General features: G+C 62.3%; 13 protein-coding genes and 4 pseudogenes. 10 read left to right on the plus strand and 7 right to left on the minus strand.

Features of this window, described 5'->3' with window-relative positions:
* Window positions 1–83: 83 nt before the first annotated feature.
* Both IVA81_RS36625 and IVA81_RS36630 read left to right on the plus strand, forming a co-directional pair.
* Window positions 84–437 (plus strand): annotated as a pseudogene (locus tag IVA81_RS36625) (MFS transporter); the annotation flags it as partial.
* An 82-nt stretch (window positions 438–519) separates the two neighbouring features.
* Window positions 520–564, plus strand: a pseudogene (locus tag IVA81_RS36630) (hypothetical protein); the annotation flags it as partial.
* Window positions 565–625: 61 nt separating this feature from the next.
* Here IVA81_RS36630 and IVA81_RS36635 read toward each other — a convergent pair.
* The 3 genes and pseudogenes from IVA81_RS36635 to IVA81_RS36645 all read right to left on the minus strand — a co-directional run.
* Window positions 626–1,709, minus strand: a pseudogene (locus IVA81_RS36635) (alpha-amylase family glycosyl hydrolase); the annotation flags it as partial.
* Window positions 1,710–1,751: 42 nt separating this feature from the next.
* A complete protein-coding gene (locus IVA81_RS36640) occupies window positions 1,752–2,294 on the minus strand; it encodes a hypothetical protein (RefSeq protein WP_247327274.1) in 543 nt (180 codons plus the stop codon).
* A gap of 15 nt (window positions 2,295–2,309) precedes the next feature.
* On the minus strand, window positions 2,310–3,485 hold the full coding sequence (locus tag IVA81_RS36645; RefSeq protein WP_247327275.1) for a zinc-dependent alcohol dehydrogenase: 1,176 nt from the start codon (window positions 3,483–3,485) through the stop codon (window positions 2,310–2,312).
* Between the two features lie 164 nt (window positions 3,486–3,649).
* Between IVA81_RS36645 and IVA81_RS36650 the strand changes: the two genes are divergently transcribed.
* Both IVA81_RS36650 and IVA81_RS36655 read left to right on the plus strand, forming a co-directional pair.
* A complete protein-coding gene (locus IVA81_RS36650) occupies window positions 3,650–4,432 on the plus strand; it encodes an SDR family NAD(P)-dependent oxidoreductase (protein ID WP_247327277.1) in 783 nt (260 codons plus the stop codon).
* A 127-nt stretch (window positions 4,433–4,559) separates the two neighbouring features.
* Window positions 4,560–5,513: a cation diffusion facilitator family transporter gene (locus tag IVA81_RS36655; protein ID WP_247327387.1), complete on the plus strand. Its 954-nt coding sequence runs from the start codon at window positions 4,560–4,562 to the stop codon at window positions 5,511–5,513.
* A gap of 176 nt (window positions 5,514–5,689) precedes the next feature.
* On the opposite strand, the gene IVA81_RS36660 is transcribed toward IVA81_RS36655, so the two are convergent.
* The 3 genes from IVA81_RS36660 to IVA81_RS36670 are packed head-to-tail and all read right to left on the minus strand — an operon-like array spanning window position 5,690 to window position 8,000.
* Complete coding sequence (locus tag IVA81_RS36660) at window positions 5,690–6,169, minus strand: DUF2269 domain-containing protein (RefSeq protein WP_247327279.1); 480 nt, start codon at window positions 6,167–6,169, stop codon at window positions 5,690–5,692.
* The gene (locus IVA81_RS36665) at window positions 6,169–7,440 is read right to left on the minus strand and encodes an SDR family oxidoreductase (protein WP_247327281.1); all 1,272 of its coding nucleotides are present in this window, start codon (window positions 7,438–7,440) and stop codon (window positions 6,169–6,171) included. Before IVA81_RS36665 ends, IVA81_RS36660 begins: the two co-directional genes overlap by 1 nt.
* Complete coding sequence (locus tag IVA81_RS36670) at window positions 7,428–8,000, minus strand: diguanylate cyclase (RefSeq protein WP_247327283.1); 573 nt, start codon at window positions 7,998–8,000, stop codon at window positions 7,428–7,430. The genes IVA81_RS36665 and IVA81_RS36670 overlap by 13 nt, the downstream gene beginning before the upstream one ends.
* Before the next feature lie 350 nt (window positions 8,001–8,350).
* On the opposite strand from IVA81_RS36670, the gene IVA81_RS36675 reads away from it, so the two are divergent.
* From IVA81_RS36675 to IVA81_RS36700, 6 genes and pseudogenes are all read left to right on the plus strand, one after another.
* Window positions 8,351–9,976 (plus strand): peptidoglycan-binding domain-containing protein, encoded by a 1,626-nt coding sequence (locus IVA81_RS36675; protein WP_247327388.1) that lies wholly within the window; start codon window positions 8,351–8,353, stop codon window positions 9,974–9,976.
* Window positions 9,977–10,280: 304 nt separating this feature from the next.
* Window positions 10,281–11,825 carry an FAD-dependent oxidoreductase gene (locus IVA81_RS36680; RefSeq protein ID WP_247327285.1) on the plus strand — a complete coding sequence of 515 codons (1,545 nt, stop codon included), beginning with the start codon at window positions 10,281–10,283 and terminating at the stop codon, window positions 11,823–11,825.
* Between the two features lie 203 nt (window positions 11,826–12,028).
* Window positions 12,029–12,673 carry a phosphatase PAP2 family protein gene (locus tag IVA81_RS36685; RefSeq protein WP_247327286.1) on the plus strand — a complete coding sequence of 215 codons (645 nt, stop codon included), beginning with the start codon at window positions 12,029–12,031 and terminating at the stop codon, window positions 12,671–12,673.
* Window positions 12,660–13,265: a cupin domain-containing protein gene (locus IVA81_RS36690; RefSeq protein WP_247327288.1), complete on the plus strand. Its 606-nt coding sequence runs from the start codon at window positions 12,660–12,662 to the stop codon at window positions 13,263–13,265. The genes IVA81_RS36685 and IVA81_RS36690 overlap by 14 nt, the downstream gene beginning before the upstream one ends.
* Window positions 13,262–13,609, plus strand: a complete 348-nt coding sequence (locus IVA81_RS36695; protein ID WP_247327290.1) for a DUF3147 family protein — start codon at window positions 13,262–13,264, stop codon at window positions 13,607–13,609. The genes IVA81_RS36690 and IVA81_RS36695 overlap by 4 nt, the downstream gene beginning before the upstream one ends.
* Window positions 13,606–14,086, plus strand: a pseudogene (locus IVA81_RS36700) (hypothetical protein). Before IVA81_RS36695 ends, IVA81_RS36700 begins: the two are co-directional and overlap by 4 nt.
* Window positions 14,087–14,106: 20 nt before the next feature.
* Here the strand turns inward: IVA81_RS36700 and IVA81_RS36705 are convergent.
* Entirely contained in the window at window positions 14,107–14,622 is a 516-nt protein-coding gene (locus tag IVA81_RS36705) for a ferritin-like domain-containing protein (RefSeq protein ID WP_247327292.1), read from the minus strand.
* Window positions 14,623–14,799 lie beyond the last annotated feature (177 nt).

Consider the following 14,799-nt stretch of genomic DNA (forward strand, 5'->3'; position numbering starts at 1 on the left):
GGGAAGCGCACCACATGTCTACGGCGATCGGAACTTCGGAAGATTACACGGCGAGGCAACGGTATTCGATTATGATCTCGGCGATGCTGGGCTACGTTCTCGACTTCTACGACGTTCTGATCTTTCCGTTTCTTTTGCCCGCGATCCAACGGTCGATGTCGCTATCGTTGGCCGAGGTCGGTTCACTGCAGGCTCTGACATTGTTCGGATCGGCCATTGGCGGCGCGCTGTTTGGCATCGTTGGTGATCGACTTGGCCGAAAGACCTCGCTTCAACTCACAATCGCGCTGTTCTCGGTTGCCGCGATCATTTCGGCCTTCGCATGGAATTACTGGTCGCTTGCCGTGCTGCGGTTGATCACTGGCATCGGTCTTGGCGGCGAGTATGGCGTAGGCATGGTGCTCTTCAACGAGGCCTGGAAAAAGAGCAGCCGAGGTTTGGGCGCGGCCGCGCTCCGGCGCACGACCTGCCGACCTCAGCCATCATCTCGCCTGGAATTTGCTCAGTGCGGTCAGCGCCGTGCGGACAACCGGAAGCGTTTCCGCCGCCGCGGAATATCTGGAGAAATCCCAGCCGGACGTAAGCCGCGCGCTAGCCAAGATCGCCACGGCAATCGGCCGGCCGCCATGTAGAAGAACGGCGTGCCCCGCAGCGTCATCAACAGCATCGCGAGCACGCGCATCTGCGCCGCATCGATCTTGCTGGCGATCCGCTGCTTGTCATGTCCGCCGATCACCCACACCGGCCATGCGTCTTCGGGGATGGCGTTGAGATAGGCGTCGATGGCCGCCTGGAGCGACAGCTCGTCCCATTGCGAATCCAGGAGCGCGAAATTGAGCGGCAGATGCAGGCGCGGTCGTTCGCTGCCGTAGAAGTGTCCGATCCGGTCAGTCTTGCCCTGAACTTCGCCGCACAACAGCCGATCCGGATAGCCGTCGATCACCTCTCGGATGAATTCGATGCACTGCATGGTCTCCGGCCGATCATCGGTAAAGACCGGTGTGTGGCGTTGTGGTGGCGGCTTGTCCTTGGCTTGCGGGTTTGGAGGATTGTCGCGCAACAGATCGTCCTTGATCAGAACGGCGCTGGCATCGACGCGAAAGCCGTCGACGCCGCGGTCGAGCCAGAAGCGCATGACGTCCGCGATCGCTTCCCTGACCGCCGCATTGCGCCAGTTCAGGTCTGGCTGCTCGACCAGAAAGGAGTGGTAGTAATATTGCCGCCGCGCATTACACCATTCCCACGCGCTGCCGCCGAAGCGGCTCAGCCAGTTGTTCGGCGGTCCGCCGTTCTCGGCCGGATCGGCCCAGATGTACCACTCGGATTTCCCGCTATGGCGCGAGCCGCTGCTCTCAACGAACCAGGCGTGGTCGTCGGCGGTGTGATTGGGGGACGAGGTCGAGAATGAGCCGGATCCCTTTCTCGTGCACGACGTCGACCAGGCGATCGAAATCGTCGAGCGTGCCGAAGCCCGGATCGATCGAACAATAATCTGAGATATCATAGCCGAGATCGCGGAAGGCACTGCGGTAGATCGGCGTGAGCCACACCGCATCGACGCCGAGCCATTTCAGATAGTCTATGCGCGCCATCAGGCCGGCAAGATCACCCTTGCCGTCGCCCTTGGAATCCTGAAACGAGATCAGCGCCATTTCATAGATGACTGCGGATTGCCACCACGCACGCTCGTCACGGGATTCGGCGGTCATTGCCTCGTTTCACCTCCTCGCAGTTTTGTCGCTCGGACCGTCTCAGGATCGCTCCGCCGTGGCCTGCGCTGCGATCTGCTTCGCACCGCTCCTGGCGTTTGCCAGCCCCTTGGGGAAGCCGCTGCGGTTTGGATAAAGCTTGCGTCTTGCCTCGCGCGGCGGCCGCCGCGGTTTGGTATCCTGCGCGGCGCGATAGTCGAGCATGGCGATGCCTCCGACCATCAGGAGCGCCAGCGCGATATTGCCCTTCTTGGGATTGTCCGATGTCAGTCCGGAGAGCAGGGCGGCGGCATCAAGGCCGTCGCCGCCGACACGGGCCCAGAGGCCCGCATTCCTGTCGACGGAAAGCGACATGATCCCGGCAAGGATCTCCCGCACGCCGAATGCGCGGACTAGCGGCTCGTGGCCTTCCATGCCCAGCGTCGCGGTGAGGCGCCTTGGCGCGAACAGTTCGACCACGCCGAGACCGATGCTGAACCAGCCAAGCGCGCGAGCAAGTTGGTCTTCCGGCCGCTTCAGGCTCGGCCCGCCCTCGAGGATCTTTGGATCACCCTTGGTGCGCACGATGTTGGAGAAATGAAACATGTCAGACTCGATCCCTCAGGGCTTCAGAACGACCTTGACGCAGGAGTCCCGCTTGTCGCGAAACACCTGGTACATCTCGGGGCCTTGGCTGAGCGGCACGGTGTGGGTGATGACGAAGGATGGATCGATCTCGCCTTCTTCGATGCGGCGGAGCAGGTCGTCGGTCCAGCGGTTGACGTGAGTCTGACCTGTCCGCATCGTCAGCCCCTTGTTCATGAAGGCGCCCATCGGAAGCATGTCGGAGAAGCCGCTATAGACGCCGGGCACCGAGATGATGCCGCCGGGCCGGCAAACATAGATCATTTCGCGCAGCACATGCGGCCGATCGCTCTCCAGCATGACCATTTGCTTGGTGCGGTCGAGCAGGCTATCGGGCAGCGATGAAACCACGTGCGATTCCATGCCGACACAATCGATGCACTTCTCCGGCCCCTTGTCCTCGGTGAGCTCGTTCAGCCGCCCCACCACGCTCTCGGTCTCGAAGTTGATCGTGGTGGCGCCTCCGGCTTCCGCCATGCTGAGCCGCTCGGGCAGGCAGTCGATCGCAATCACCTGATTGGCGCCGAGCAGGATCGCGCTGCGGATCGCCATCTGCCCGACCGGGCCGCAGCCCCAGATCGCGACCGTGTCGGTCGGCTTGATATCGCACTGCACGGCGGCCTGCCAGCCGGTTGGAAAGATGTCGCTGAGAAACAAGAGCTGCTCGTCGGGAATGCCGGCGGGAACTTTGATGTGGGTGGCATCGGCATAAGGCACGCGCAGATACTCGGCCTGTCCGCCGGGATAGCCCCCGGTCAGGTGGGTGTAGCCGAACAGGCCGGCGGTGGTGTGCCCGAATACTTTGTCGGCGAGATGCCGCTTGCGGTTTGTCGTCTCGCAAACTGAGAAATTCCCGCGCTTGCACTGGTCGCATTCGCCGCAAATGATGGTGAACGGCACGACGATGCGCTCGCCTTTCTTCAGCTTGCCATCGACCCCGGAGCCGACCTCGACCACTTCGCCCATGGTCTCGTGCCCCATGATGTCACCCGGCAGCATGCCTGGAATGAAGTTGTGGAAGAGGTGCAGGTCGGATCCGCAGATGGCGCAGCTCGTGACCTTGATGATGGCATCGCGCGGGTCCTGAATCTCGGGATCAGTGACGGTGTCGCACCGGATGTCCTCCTTGCCATGCCAAACCAGCGCCTTCATCTCCGTCCTCCCGGTCAGCCACGTGGCATCTAAGTCCAGGAATGAACGATGGTTGCTATGCGAGCCGCAGATTCTTCGCACTGCACGGGCCCTGATGCGGAAATAGGAACGGCTGGCCGATGGGGCGATTGGCGTCATCATCCCAATCCGCAAGGATCTGTCCCATGCCCGCCAATCAGCTCGCCGTCGTCACCGGTGCCTCCACCGGCATCGGCCTGGAACTCGCCAGGTGCTGTGCGCAAGCCGGTTTCAATCTTGTCATCGCTGCGGATGAGCCCGCGATCGAGAGCGTAGCCGTCGAACTCCGCAGGCTCGGCGGCAGCGTGGAGCCGGTCCAGTCCGATCTCGCCACGACCGAGGGTGTGGATAGGCTCTGTGCTGCGGTCGGGGACCGGCCGATCGATGCGTTGCTCGCCAACGCAGGTGTCGGCCTCGGCAAGGCGTTTCTCGATCAGGACTTTGGCCGGATCAGGCACGTCGTCGACACCAACGTCACCGGCACGCTCTACCTGATTCATCGCGCCGGCAATGAGATGCTGCGACGCAACTCCGGGCGCATTCTGATCACCGGCTCGATCGCCGGGTTCACACCGGGCAGCTTCCAGGCCGTCTACAACGCCTCCAAGGCTTTTCTCGATTCATTCTCCTTCGCGTTGCGCGAAGAGCTGCGCGACAGCGGCGTCACCGTCACTTGCCTGATGCCCGGCGCCACCGACACGGAATTCTTCCGCCGCGCCGAGATGATGGACACCAAGGTCGGCACCGAGCCGAAGGATGGTGCCTACGAGGTCGCCAAGACCGGCTTCGATGCAATGCTGCGTGGAGAGGCCGACGTCGTTACCGGACTGAAGAACAAGATCCAGTCGATGGTCGCCAACATCACGCCGAACGAGATGCTGGCCAAGCAGCACCGCAAGATGGCCGAGCCTGGCACGGCAAAAACGTAACGCGGCGGTGCAGCAGCGGTGCGCCGCAGATAGCCATGGTTCCTCCCGCCGTGCAAACGGTAGCTGACCTTCTGCGCGCAGCGGGCTGCGAGCCCGCTGGTTGCAGAGGAGACTGGCCTTGGTGAACATGGCCGCCGCATCGTCGTCGAAGACCGCCGTCTATGCCGCGCTCGCAGGCAACGCACTCGTCGCGGTCACCAAGATCGGCGCCGCCATCTGGACAGGAAGCTCGGCGATGACGAGCGAGGCCGTGCACTCGGTCGTCGACACCTCCAACGAGATGCTGCTGCTCTACGGCTACCGTCGCGCCAGCCGCCCGGCGGACGAGTCGCATCCGCTCGGCTATGGGCGCGAATTGTATTTCTGGAGCTTCATCGTCGCGCTGCTGATCTTCGCGCTCGGCGCTGGCGTGTCGCTCTATCAGGGCGTTCTGCACGTGACCGCGCCCGCGCCGATTGAGGATCCCGTCGTCAGCTTCGTGGTGCTCGGCCTGTCGTTCCTGTTCGAGGGCGCCTCGTGGCTGGTCGCCCTGCGGCGGTTCCGCTCGGACGCGGCGCGGTTTGGTTACTATCAGGCGTTCGTCCGCAGCAAGGACCCGCCTGCATTCATGGTGCTGGTCGAGGACAGCGCGGCGTTGGTGGGCATCGTCATCGCGGCCGCCGCTACGGCGGCGGCGGTATCGCTGGCGCAACCGGTGTGGGATGGGGTCGGCTCGATCCTGATTGGGCTTCTCTTGGGAATTACATCCGTCGGGCTTGCCCGCGAAAGCAAGAGTCTGCTGATCGGCGAGCCGGCACACCCGGAGCTTGCGCGATCGATCCTCGAGATCGCCCGGCGCTCGCCGGGGGTTCTCGAGGCCAACGGCCTCCTGACCGTGCAACTATCCCCGGCCGAGGTTGTCGCCGCGCTCAGCGTCGAGTTTGCCGACGAGAAGCGCGCTGACGATATCGAGCAATGCGTGATCTCGCTCGAGGGTGAAATCCGCAAGCATCATCCGAGTGTCGCAGCCCTGTTCATCAAGCCGCAGACGAACGCGCGCTTTCACGCCGTTCGGACCAGACGCCGGGCAGGAAGGTCCTAGACGACGCTTGAGGAAATTCTCGCCGGGATGGCCGAAGATCTCGAGCCCCGCGCTGCAGGCGAGGCTGAGCAGGTCGTGCCGAGCGAGCAGAAATCGACAAGCGCGCTCATGCCAAGAAGGCGGGGCGACACCTGTGGTTTCCGTGTTCGGATACTCTCCATTCACGGCTAGTCAGCCTAATCCCAATATGGAACGGCGGGACGCGCGATCATCAGCCAGAAGATAATCAGTACCGCAGCGAACGCGGGAAAGCCGAAAGCAAACCACCAGCGGAATAGACTTGTATACTCGTCGGGCAAGGGTGCATTTGTTTTCACGGCGTGGACGGCAAGATCCCGCATGCGTATTTGCATCCAAACCACCGGCAACCAAAAAGCACCTGTGACGATATAGAGAGCAATGGAGGCCGAAATCCATCCTTCTGCGAGAGAATATCCGCTCGACCACGCGAGCCAAATCCCTGTAATCGGCTGAAGAGCAATGGCGGTTGCGGTAAAAAGGAAGTCGGCCAGTACGACAGTTCGCGCAACGCCGGCCAACTCCCTGGGCTCGCCGCGAACGTGCGCAACAAGCATGAAAAAAGCGATGCCGGCACCAGTACCGAGCAGAACGGATGCCCCGATGACGTGGACCGTCTTGAGCAGAAGGTAGAACATCAACAGTCCTCACGGATCGCCATCGCGACCAAATTTAGCATCAGGACCGGCCAGATCTTGAGCATGGGGCCGAGCGGGTCTCTCCACAGGGACGGCACCAGTGTTGTTCCTATTACGATGTAAACGAGAGAGATGATAAGTGCGGCCCACAAGCCATAGCGGCTAAATGGCCGAAACAGAATGGCGAGGCCGATCACGATGTCAGCAAGGGCTCCAGCGACAACGGTGAGCACCGCGATGTTTCCTTCCAGCCCGCCTTCTCGGAGCAAGGACATGCCAATCCCCCAGCCCGGACCGAGCGAAATGATACCAGTAACGATCCAGAATAGGCCAAAGATGCCAAATATAAGTGGTTTTAGCGCGTAGAGCCTCGCGAACCAGCGCTCCTGCACTGACGAGGGCTCGCTTGCGAACACGGCTTCGATGTCGCGCGGTCGGATTCCCGTCGTGCGATACCACGGGTCAGGGTCGCCAGTGGCCCCGCGACGCATCTCAGCTTGGGCTGTCGTGTTAATAGGAGTTCGCCAGCCTAGTAGTTGGACGACGTCGCCCATCTGGTAAAAGGTCGAAGCAGCCCACGAAGGCAAGTTCAAGCGGCGGACGGGTTGCCACCGCAGCCAGCGGCGCAAGAGTGCGACGGCATCACTGAAAATCATCTGCCGCGGCCCTGCCAAATCGAGTGCGATGCGGGAAGGCGCGCCGGGCCTCAAGAAAAAGACAACGGTTTCGACAACATCACCAATGTCCACCGGCTGGATGGGGGCGGTGTCAGGCATGACTGGCAAAACAGGCAATGACGCAAGGCCACGTAACAATGCGCTGCCGCCGTAGGCTGCCCTTCCCATCACCACCGATGGTCGAAGAATAACCCAGTCGAGATCGCATGAGGTGAGCGCGATTTCGCCGTCCCGCTTCGTGCGTGAAAAGACACTGACAGCATCCCGATTTGCGCCAATGGCGGAAAGAAGGATCACTCGACGAACACGTTCCGCTTCGCAAGCGGCGTACAGGGCGCCGCTGCCCGAGATATGAACCTCCTGCATCTCCCGCCCGTGCATGGCTCCTGCTGCATTGATAACGGCGTCTATGCCTTTGAGAATTGGTCTCCAGTCAGCTTGCGTCGTCTGCGCGAGGTCTAGGGGCGCGTGGTGGTCGCCCTTTAGCCCTGTGGAGGAGCGGGACACCGATACGCATTCATGCCCTTCCACAGTAAGCCTGGCGCTGATGGCAGACCCAATAAAACCCGTGCCCCCAACGATCAGGATCCGCATGGACTATTCCCGTGTCGGCCGGTCCGATGGTGCAGACCGCGGATCAGCTCCTCCATGTACGGCAAAACCTCGAGGAGTGCGGTCAGGACCAGCATGGTTACGATATAAGGAATGGGTAGTGGATGCTGCTTCAGCGTGAATGAAAACACCGGCATGCCAAAGCCGAACAATGCTGTGAAGGCCGACCAGTGAAGTGCAATGACCAGCAGCAATCCGGTCAGGGGGAGCATTTCGAGAACACTGTGGACGTGCTGTTCGGCCGGCAAGATCTCGCGCATAGCCGATGCGTAGCGGACGTCCCAAATCGCGGTCGCTTCATGAAGTATCAGAAAGGCGATCATAAGCAGAATCACACCGGACGTAATTTCGAAGAAGAGCGCAGCCAGCACCGGAACGGCCATTTCGGCAAACTGGAGAAGGTGCAGGATCGACTCCTTCCAGCCGCTCGTCTTTTCGATATGTGCGGCGCGATGGCAGAGATAATCGGCAAAGCCGGCTGCCAGCCAAAGCGGCAGCACGAAATACATCAACATTCCCCGCAGGACCTCGTCGGGCCCCATGTCAGGCTCCTTTTCACTCCTGGACGGATAAATCGGCGCACGCACGAACGTTCCTCATGTTGGAACTCGCGGGAAGCTCGCGGCCGGCGCGCGCTTAGTGGAGTTATCGTCGCGAGGCTGACGCTCTCCACTTTCATTTTCCGCGAGCGTTTCGCCCCAGCCTCGGCCTCATGCGGTCAAGGTTCCGTTTGGTGCTGGCGGTCAGGAACGTTCCTAACACCGTCTTGTTTTCTCACCAGACCGGAAAGTCGGATGAGCGCTTCATGCGCCTCGGTAGCACATGACGGACTTCAAGTTCGGGGTCCGAAAGTGCCGGTCAAAAAAACAGCAAGAAAACGGAGGAGGTGCAGATGAACGTGAGAAAGAGCAAGTGCCTGCTGTCCACAGCAGTGCTGCTCGCCAGCGTCAGCCTGGCGGCGGCGCAAGGCATGCGTGAAGGTAGCGGTCGCGGAATGGATGCCGGCACCGGCGCCGCGGAGCACGACAAGTCTGGAGACGGAATGTCGCAAGGCCAGGGCGCTGCATCCCGCGGTGAAGGCATGACGCAAGGCCGGGCCGCGGAGCAACGCGGAGGCGGCCGGGCGGAAAGTCCTGAGGCCGGTCGGTCACGCACTGATCGTAGCGAAGGTATGAAGGAGGGCGGCCGGGCTGCGGAGAGAGGCCAGATCGGTAAGGATCAGCAGGGTCAAAAGGACCAAACCGTTGGGCAGCGCCGTGGCGATCGAGACCAACCTCGTCAATCCGAGCAAAAGACGCAAGACAAGGATCAATCCTCTGGCAAGCAAAACAGTCAGACCGTCGGACAGGATCGTCGTGGCGAGCGCGATCAGACGCGACAGTCCGAGCAAAAGGCGCCGCAGGGCCAGAAGGAGCAGGGCCAGAACGACCAGAGCACGACAACCGGCGCCAACACCAGCCCGAGCAATGCTCCTGCTCCGAGTCAGTCCACGCAAGGTCAGACCACGCAGCAGAACCAGGGCGCCTCGACCGGCACCCAGGCGGCCGCTCCGGCGCAAAACCAGAGTACGACTAGCCAGAGCATGTCGGGCCGCGTATCGCTGAATGCGCAACAGCAGACAACGCTACAGCAGTCGGTGCTCAGCTCGCGCAACGTGGCGCGGGTTGACGCCAGCTCGATCAACTTCCAGATCAATACGGGCGTGGTGGTGCCGAGAAACATCAATGTGGTGTCCGTCTCGGCCTTCCCGGCGCTGATCGACGTTTTCCCGGACTTCCGCGACGACAGCTTCTTCGTCGTCGACGACGAGATCGTGGTCCTTGATCGCAGTCACCAGATTGTGGATGTCCTTCCGGCAGGGCCGCGGACGCGGTTCAGCCGCGCCGGCAGCATGGGCGGTGGCGGTGGCAGCGTCGCAGCGCTCAATCTGAGCCCCGACGAGATCCGCGTCGTGCAGCAGGTGCTGATCGAGCGCGGATTACTGACCGGTGGAGCGGACGGCGTGCTCGGCACGCGGACGCGCGAGGCGTTGATCACCTTCCAGCGGCAGCAAGGCATCCAGGCCAGCGGCTCGATCGATACCCGCACGGTCTCGGCGCTTGGCGTGTCCAACAAGATCAGTGCCATCCAGAGCCAGACCACTGGTCAAGGACAGGCGAACCAGCAGCAGCCGGCGCAACAGGGCACGACCGGACAGAATAGTGGTCAGGCCAACGCCCCGGCGCAGCAGAACCAGCCGACAACTGGCCAAGTGCAGCAGAACCAGCCCGCGACAATCGGCCAGGCTCAGCCGAACCAACCGGCAACGACTGGACAGGCCCAGCAGAACCAGCCGGCAACGACCGGACAGGGCGGAACGCAACAGCCTTCCGGTCAAACGACCGGACAATCGGCCCCTCCGGCCCAAGGCAACAATCCACCGGCCGCCAACCAGAATATGCCGTCCGGACAGCCCAACCAGAGCAATCCTGCGGCATCGAGCCAGCCGGCCGACAATCCTCAGGGCAAGAAGTACTGAGGACGTGATGCTGAGCCCCGCTTCGGCGGGGCTCATTTTGCGCCGCGGTACAGCGGAGCGTTGCAAATCCAGGCCGGTCAAATCGCATCAATACGATCGACCGCGGCCGCAGCCGAAGGTGTCCGTGGCGAGAGGCCATTCGAGCGACAGCTCGCGTTCGACTGCCGCGACTTCCTCAAATGCCAAGGCTGCACCACGATAGTCCATTCGGGCCTCGCCGGCACATGGGCTCGAACGCGGAGGCCTCTATTTAAAAGGAACGGTTGCGCTTTGCCCTTCGTTTGTACGCGAGAGGACAAATGCCATGAACGTGCTGGATGAGGACACCAAGTCGCTTTGGATGGAGACATTCATCCCGGCGGCTTCACGCTTTTCGGGTCAGGAACGTGCCGATGTCGGCGTGGTCGGGGCGGGCATCGCCGGTCTGTCGGTTGCTTACGAACTGGCCGCGCGCGGGCGCTCGGTCATCGTGCTCGATCGCGGCAGAATCGGAAGCGGAATGACGGCGCGCACCACCGCCCATTTGGCAACGGCTCTGGACGACGACTACAAGGAGTTGATCAGGATCCGCGGTGAGGACTGCGCCCGGCTGTACTACCAGAGCGTCGTCGCTGCGATCAACCGCGCGCAGGCGATCCAGTCCGCCGAGGGCATTGACTGCGATTTCCGCCGCGTCGATGGCTATTGGGTGTTGGTGCCGGAGACGCCGCAATCGCACCTTGACGAGGAATTCGAAAGCTGCAGGAGGCTGGGAATCCCCGTTGAGCTTTGCAGCGATCCGACTCCCATCCATCACGGCGGTGTTGCGCGCTCGCTTCGTTTCCCCCGGCAGGCCCGCTTTCATCCGACCAAATACCTTGCCGGACTGGCGAAAGCACTGCATCGGCGCGGCGCCAGGCTCTACGGTGACACCTGCGTCGAGACGATCGAGCACGGCCCCGGAGAAATCGTTCTAAAGACGTCAGGTGGTGAGGTGCGGGTCACGGACGTCGTCGTCGCGACGAACTCGCCTGTCAATCTGCAGGTCACGATCCATACCAAGCAGGCGCCCTATCGTACCTATGTGATTGCGGCCAACGTCCCGGCCGGCTCCGTGCCGGATGCGCTGTATTGGGACACGCTCGATCCCTATCACTATGTCCGCCTGCAACCGCATTCGGCGGACGAGGACATCGTGATCGTCGGTGGTGAGGATCACAAGTCCGGCGAGGCCGACGATGGTCAGGCACGCTTTGCTGCGCTCGAACGGTGGACGCGGGCGCGGTTGCCGATGATCGGCGAGACCACCCATCGCTGGTCCGGCCAAGTGCTCGAACCCATGGACTTCACTGGCATCGTCGGACGCAGCCCGGACGAAGATCATGTTTACCTCGTCAGCGGCGATTCCGGACAAGGCATGACCAATGGCCTGGTGGCGGGTCTCCTGATTGCGGATCTGATTACGATCGGCGGCAATAGCTGGGAGGCCGTCTATTTGCCCGAGCGCAAGATCTCCAAAAACATCACCACCTTCATCAGCGAGAACATCACTCCGCTGAAGAACTTTGCAGAATATCTCGGTGCCGATGCAGTTGCCTCGGTGGAGCGGCTTCGCATGGGCGAGGGCCGGCTCGTTCGCAGCGGATTGAAGAAGGTTGCCGCTTGCCGCGACCGTGATGGCGAATTGCATCTGTTGTCGGCAAGCTGCACCCATCTTGGTTGCGTCGTGCATTGGAACTCGCTGGAGCAGTGCTGGGATTGCCCATGCCACGGGTCTCAATTCGCGCCGGACGGCACTGCGCTCAATGGTCCCGCCGTATCTCCGCTCGCGCCGGTGGAATTTCCGCCGAACGTCCAGGCCGCGGAATAGCGACAGGTGACAGCCGCGGAGGAAGAGGCCTGCCACATCGTCTGCTTCGGCGGCTTCCCGTTCACGCGGCCTGACATCGGCTCGCGTCCGACGGATCCTCGACGGAGTTCGATGTGATCTACCCGCCAAGCATCGCTTACGTTGGCGAGGATCGTACAGCGGAAGAATGATTGACAAGCGGCGGAGCACGATCTGAGGTCTTTATGGTGCGATCGCTTGAGCCAAAAATTGCTAGAGTTTCAGCAAGTCGCCTTAGAGGGCCAAGCTTTCCGGTCACGGTCCGGCCGACCAGAGCGGATGTCGTGGCCGCACGCTTCATCGCCCGCAACACTGCGCCGGCTCCGGAGATGGTAGCCCGCGCCCTGACTTGGGGCGCCGACGAGAAGGTCCTTCTGGTCCTGGCGGCGGCTTGTTGGCTTGCGTCGCGCGGGCGGGGAAAGCCGCTGCGGCGCGCCGGCAACCATGCTCTGCTGGTCACGGTCGCGGCATCGCTGCTGCCCCATGGTTTGAAGCGTCTGTTCGACCAGACCCGTCCGGACCGCAGAACTGTGGTCGGGCACCTCCATGGCGTCCCATTTTCAGGCAAACGTGAAGATGCCTTTCCCTCCGGCCACGCACTGCACATGGGAGCCTTGGCATCGGCGGCCGGCGCGTTGCCAGCCGGCCCGCGCCGAGCGATCCGCGCGCTCGCGGTTGGGCTCTCGTTGACGCGCGTCGTTGTTCTGGCGCACTGGGCGAGCGATGTCGTCGCGGGTTTTGTCCTCGGGGCGGTTCTCGAACGGAGCCTCCGAGTTTGGACCGGCTATCCCGGCGATACTTCAATGGAGAACGATCATGCCAATACTTGAAGACCTGAAGGGATATGCGGAGCGTGCGACTGGACTGCGGCGCCCTGGCAGGCGCAAGGCCATGGACCTCGCGCAGGTGCGAAAGCCCCACACTGTCCGCTTCAAGGATGACGGTCTCGTTCCCAATCATCCGCGATGGCCGCTGGTCCTCTATCGCGGCGCAGTCAATCTCGATGAGCCACACGACGCGGCCGCAGTTATCGAGGACCTGTTTGAGGCAAACGGCTGGGGCGACACTTGGCGCGACAGCATCTACGACTACGTGCACTACCATTCCCGGATCCATGAGGTGCTCGGCATTGCACGCGGAAAGGGGCGCGTTCGGTTCGGTGGTAAGAAAGGCAGGATCTTCACCTTGAAGGCCGGTGATATCGCCGTTCTGCCGGCCGGTACGGGGCACCAGTGTCTGGGGGCAGACGATGACTTCCTCGTCGTCGGCGCCTATCCGCCGGCGGGCACCTACGACGAATGCACCACGGTGGAGGACCGCCCACGCGCCCTCAAGAGCATTCCGAAGGTGTCGCCGCCGCGCAACGATCCGGTCTACGGCGCCGGCGGGCCGCTCTTGAAACTCTGGAAGAGAGCGAAATGACCGAGTACGTCATCCGGTTCCTCGTCGGGGGCGCCGTGGTATCGGCCTTCGCGATGCTCGGAGACCTTCTGCGTCCCAAGAGCTTCGCCGGTCTTTTCGCAGCGGCACCCTCGGTCGCGCTCGCCACGCTCGGAATCGCGGTCTACCAGCACGGGGCCCACTATGCGACCCAGCAAACTCAGGCGATGATCGCAGGAGCGGTCGCGCTCGCCGCGTACAGCGTCGTCGTTTGTCAGATTCTCGCTCGCGCGCGGCTGCGAGCGATGCCCGCCACTTTGCTATCCCTCGTCGTCTGGCTGATCGTAGCGTTCGGCGTGCTGATCCTCGCCGGGGGGCAGACATGACGCCGGTCCGCTTTTCGCCGTCAGCTCTCAGGGAGGGCCGCTGGTACGAATACGTAATACGCTTTGCGCTCGGCGGCGCCGCGACCGTCTTCACCGGTCTCGTCAGCAGCGGCTATGGAGCCTTCATCGGCGGCCTTTTCCTTGCTCTTCCGGCGATCTTCTGCGCCAGCGCCACGTTGATCGAGAAGCACGAAATCCGCCGCAAGCGCGAGGCGGGCCTCGCCGGCGAGCGCCGGGGGCAAATGGCGGCCGCGGTCGACGCCGCCGGCGCCACACTCGGCGCGTGGTATGTTGGCCTTTGCGGTCGTCTTTTCGTTGATGGCGGACAGCAGCATCGCGGCCGCCTTCATGGGCGCGTCGCTCGCCTGGTTGATCATCTCCGTGGCGGCCTGGTACGTGCGCCGCAAGATGCGGCCTGTGCGGAGGGTGCGGACCGAACAAAAAGGCGGCGGTTCCGCGATTCCGCGAAGCCACTGAGGGTGGTCGTACGACGCGTATTAGGCTGCGGTCGAAGCCTTTGCATTGACACCCTTGCGCAGCGCCACCGTGTTGAGCTTGGTGTTGGCCGCCTTTTCCTCGTTCAAGTTGGTCGTGAGGAAGCGCACGATCTCGTCGTGGCCGAGCTGCTCGGCCCAGGCGATCAGTGTCCCATAGCGGCAGATCTCATAGTGCTCTACGGCCTGAGCGGCAGCGACGATGGCGGCATCGAGTACGGCCTTGTCCTCAACTTCGCTGGCGATCTCGTCGGCCTCCTTGATGATCCCGTCGATCGCCGGACACTGTGTCCCGCTGGGCTGCTTGTCGAGCTTCTCGAACACCTTCTGAAGGCGTTCGACCTGCTTGTTGGTTTCCTCTAGATGGTTCTTCAGCCCGGCGACGAGGTCGCGATTGGTCGATTTGTCGATCATCTTGGGCAGCGATTTGATAATCTGCTGCTCAGCGTAGTAGATGTCCTGCAGACCATGGATCAGCAGGTCTTCCATCGATTTTATGTCCTTGGTGAAGAGTCCCATTTCACGGCTCCTTTGGAATAATGGCAATGGAACGCCGCTGACCGGCTACCGTTCCTGTCCATAAGGAGGGCACTCGGAGGCTCGATATGAAACGCCTCGCGCCTCTCTGGGAGAGGGGCGATATGCCGCGCGACAGCCCGGAGGCAGCCGAAGGGGCGCGACTCCTGTTTCTCGCCC

The organism is Bradyrhizobium sp. 141 (assembly GCF_023074055.1).
GTDB lineage: Bacteria > Pseudomonadota > Alphaproteobacteria > Rhizobiales > Xanthobacteraceae > Bradyrhizobium.

What these genes read in the sequence shown, in the direction of transcription:
- IVA81_RS36685 (WP_247327286.1), top strand. Translation starts at nt 12,029, where the DNA reads ATGGTGCGATCGCTTGAGCCAAAAATTGCTAGAGTTTCAGCAAGTCGC.
- IVA81_RS36690 (WP_247327288.1), top strand. Translation starts at nt 12,660, where the DNA reads ATGCCAATACTTGAAGACCTGAAGGGATATGCGGAGCGTGCGACTGGA.
- IVA81_RS36705 (WP_247327292.1), bottom strand. Translation starts at nt 14,622, where the DNA reads ATGGGACTCTTCACCAAGGACATAAAATCGATGGAAGACCTGCTGATC.
- IVA81_RS36675 (WP_247327388.1), top strand. Translation starts at nt 8,351, where the DNA reads ATGAACGTGAGAAAGAGCAAGTGCCTGCTGTCCACAGCAGTGCTGCTC.
- IVA81_RS36680 (WP_247327285.1), top strand. Translation starts at nt 10,281, where the DNA reads ATGAACGTGCTGGATGAGGACACCAAGTCGCTTTGGATGGAGACATTC.
- IVA81_RS36640 (WP_247327274.1), bottom strand. Translation starts at nt 2,294, where the DNA reads ATGTTTCATTTCTCCAACATCGTGCGCACCAAGGGTGATCCAAAGATC.
- IVA81_RS36650 (WP_247327277.1), top strand. Translation starts at nt 3,650, where the DNA reads ATGCCCGCCAATCAGCTCGCCGTCGTCACCGGTGCCTCCACCGGCATC.
- IVA81_RS36665 (WP_247327281.1), bottom strand. Translation starts at nt 7,440, where the DNA reads ATGCGGATCCTGATCGTTGGGGGCACGGGTTTTATTGGGTCTGCCATC.
- IVA81_RS36695 (WP_247327290.1), top strand. Translation starts at nt 13,262, where the DNA reads ATGACCGAGTACGTCATCCGGTTCCTCGTCGGGGGCGCCGTGGTATCG.
- IVA81_RS36655 (WP_247327387.1), top strand. Translation starts at nt 4,560, where the DNA reads ATGGCCGCCGCATCGTCGTCGAAGACCGCCGTCTATGCCGCGCTCGCA.
- IVA81_RS36670 (WP_247327283.1), bottom strand. Translation starts at nt 8,000, where the DNA reads ATGGGGCCCGACGAGGTCCTGCGGGGAATGTTGATGTATTTCGTGCTG.
- IVA81_RS36645 (WP_247327275.1), bottom strand. Translation starts at nt 3,485, where the DNA reads ATGAAGGCGCTGGTTTGGCATGGCAAGGAGGACATCCGGTGCGACACC.
- IVA81_RS36660 (WP_247327279.1), bottom strand. Translation starts at nt 6,169, where the DNA reads ATGTTCTACCTTCTGCTCAAGACGGTCCACGTCATCGGGGCATCCGTT.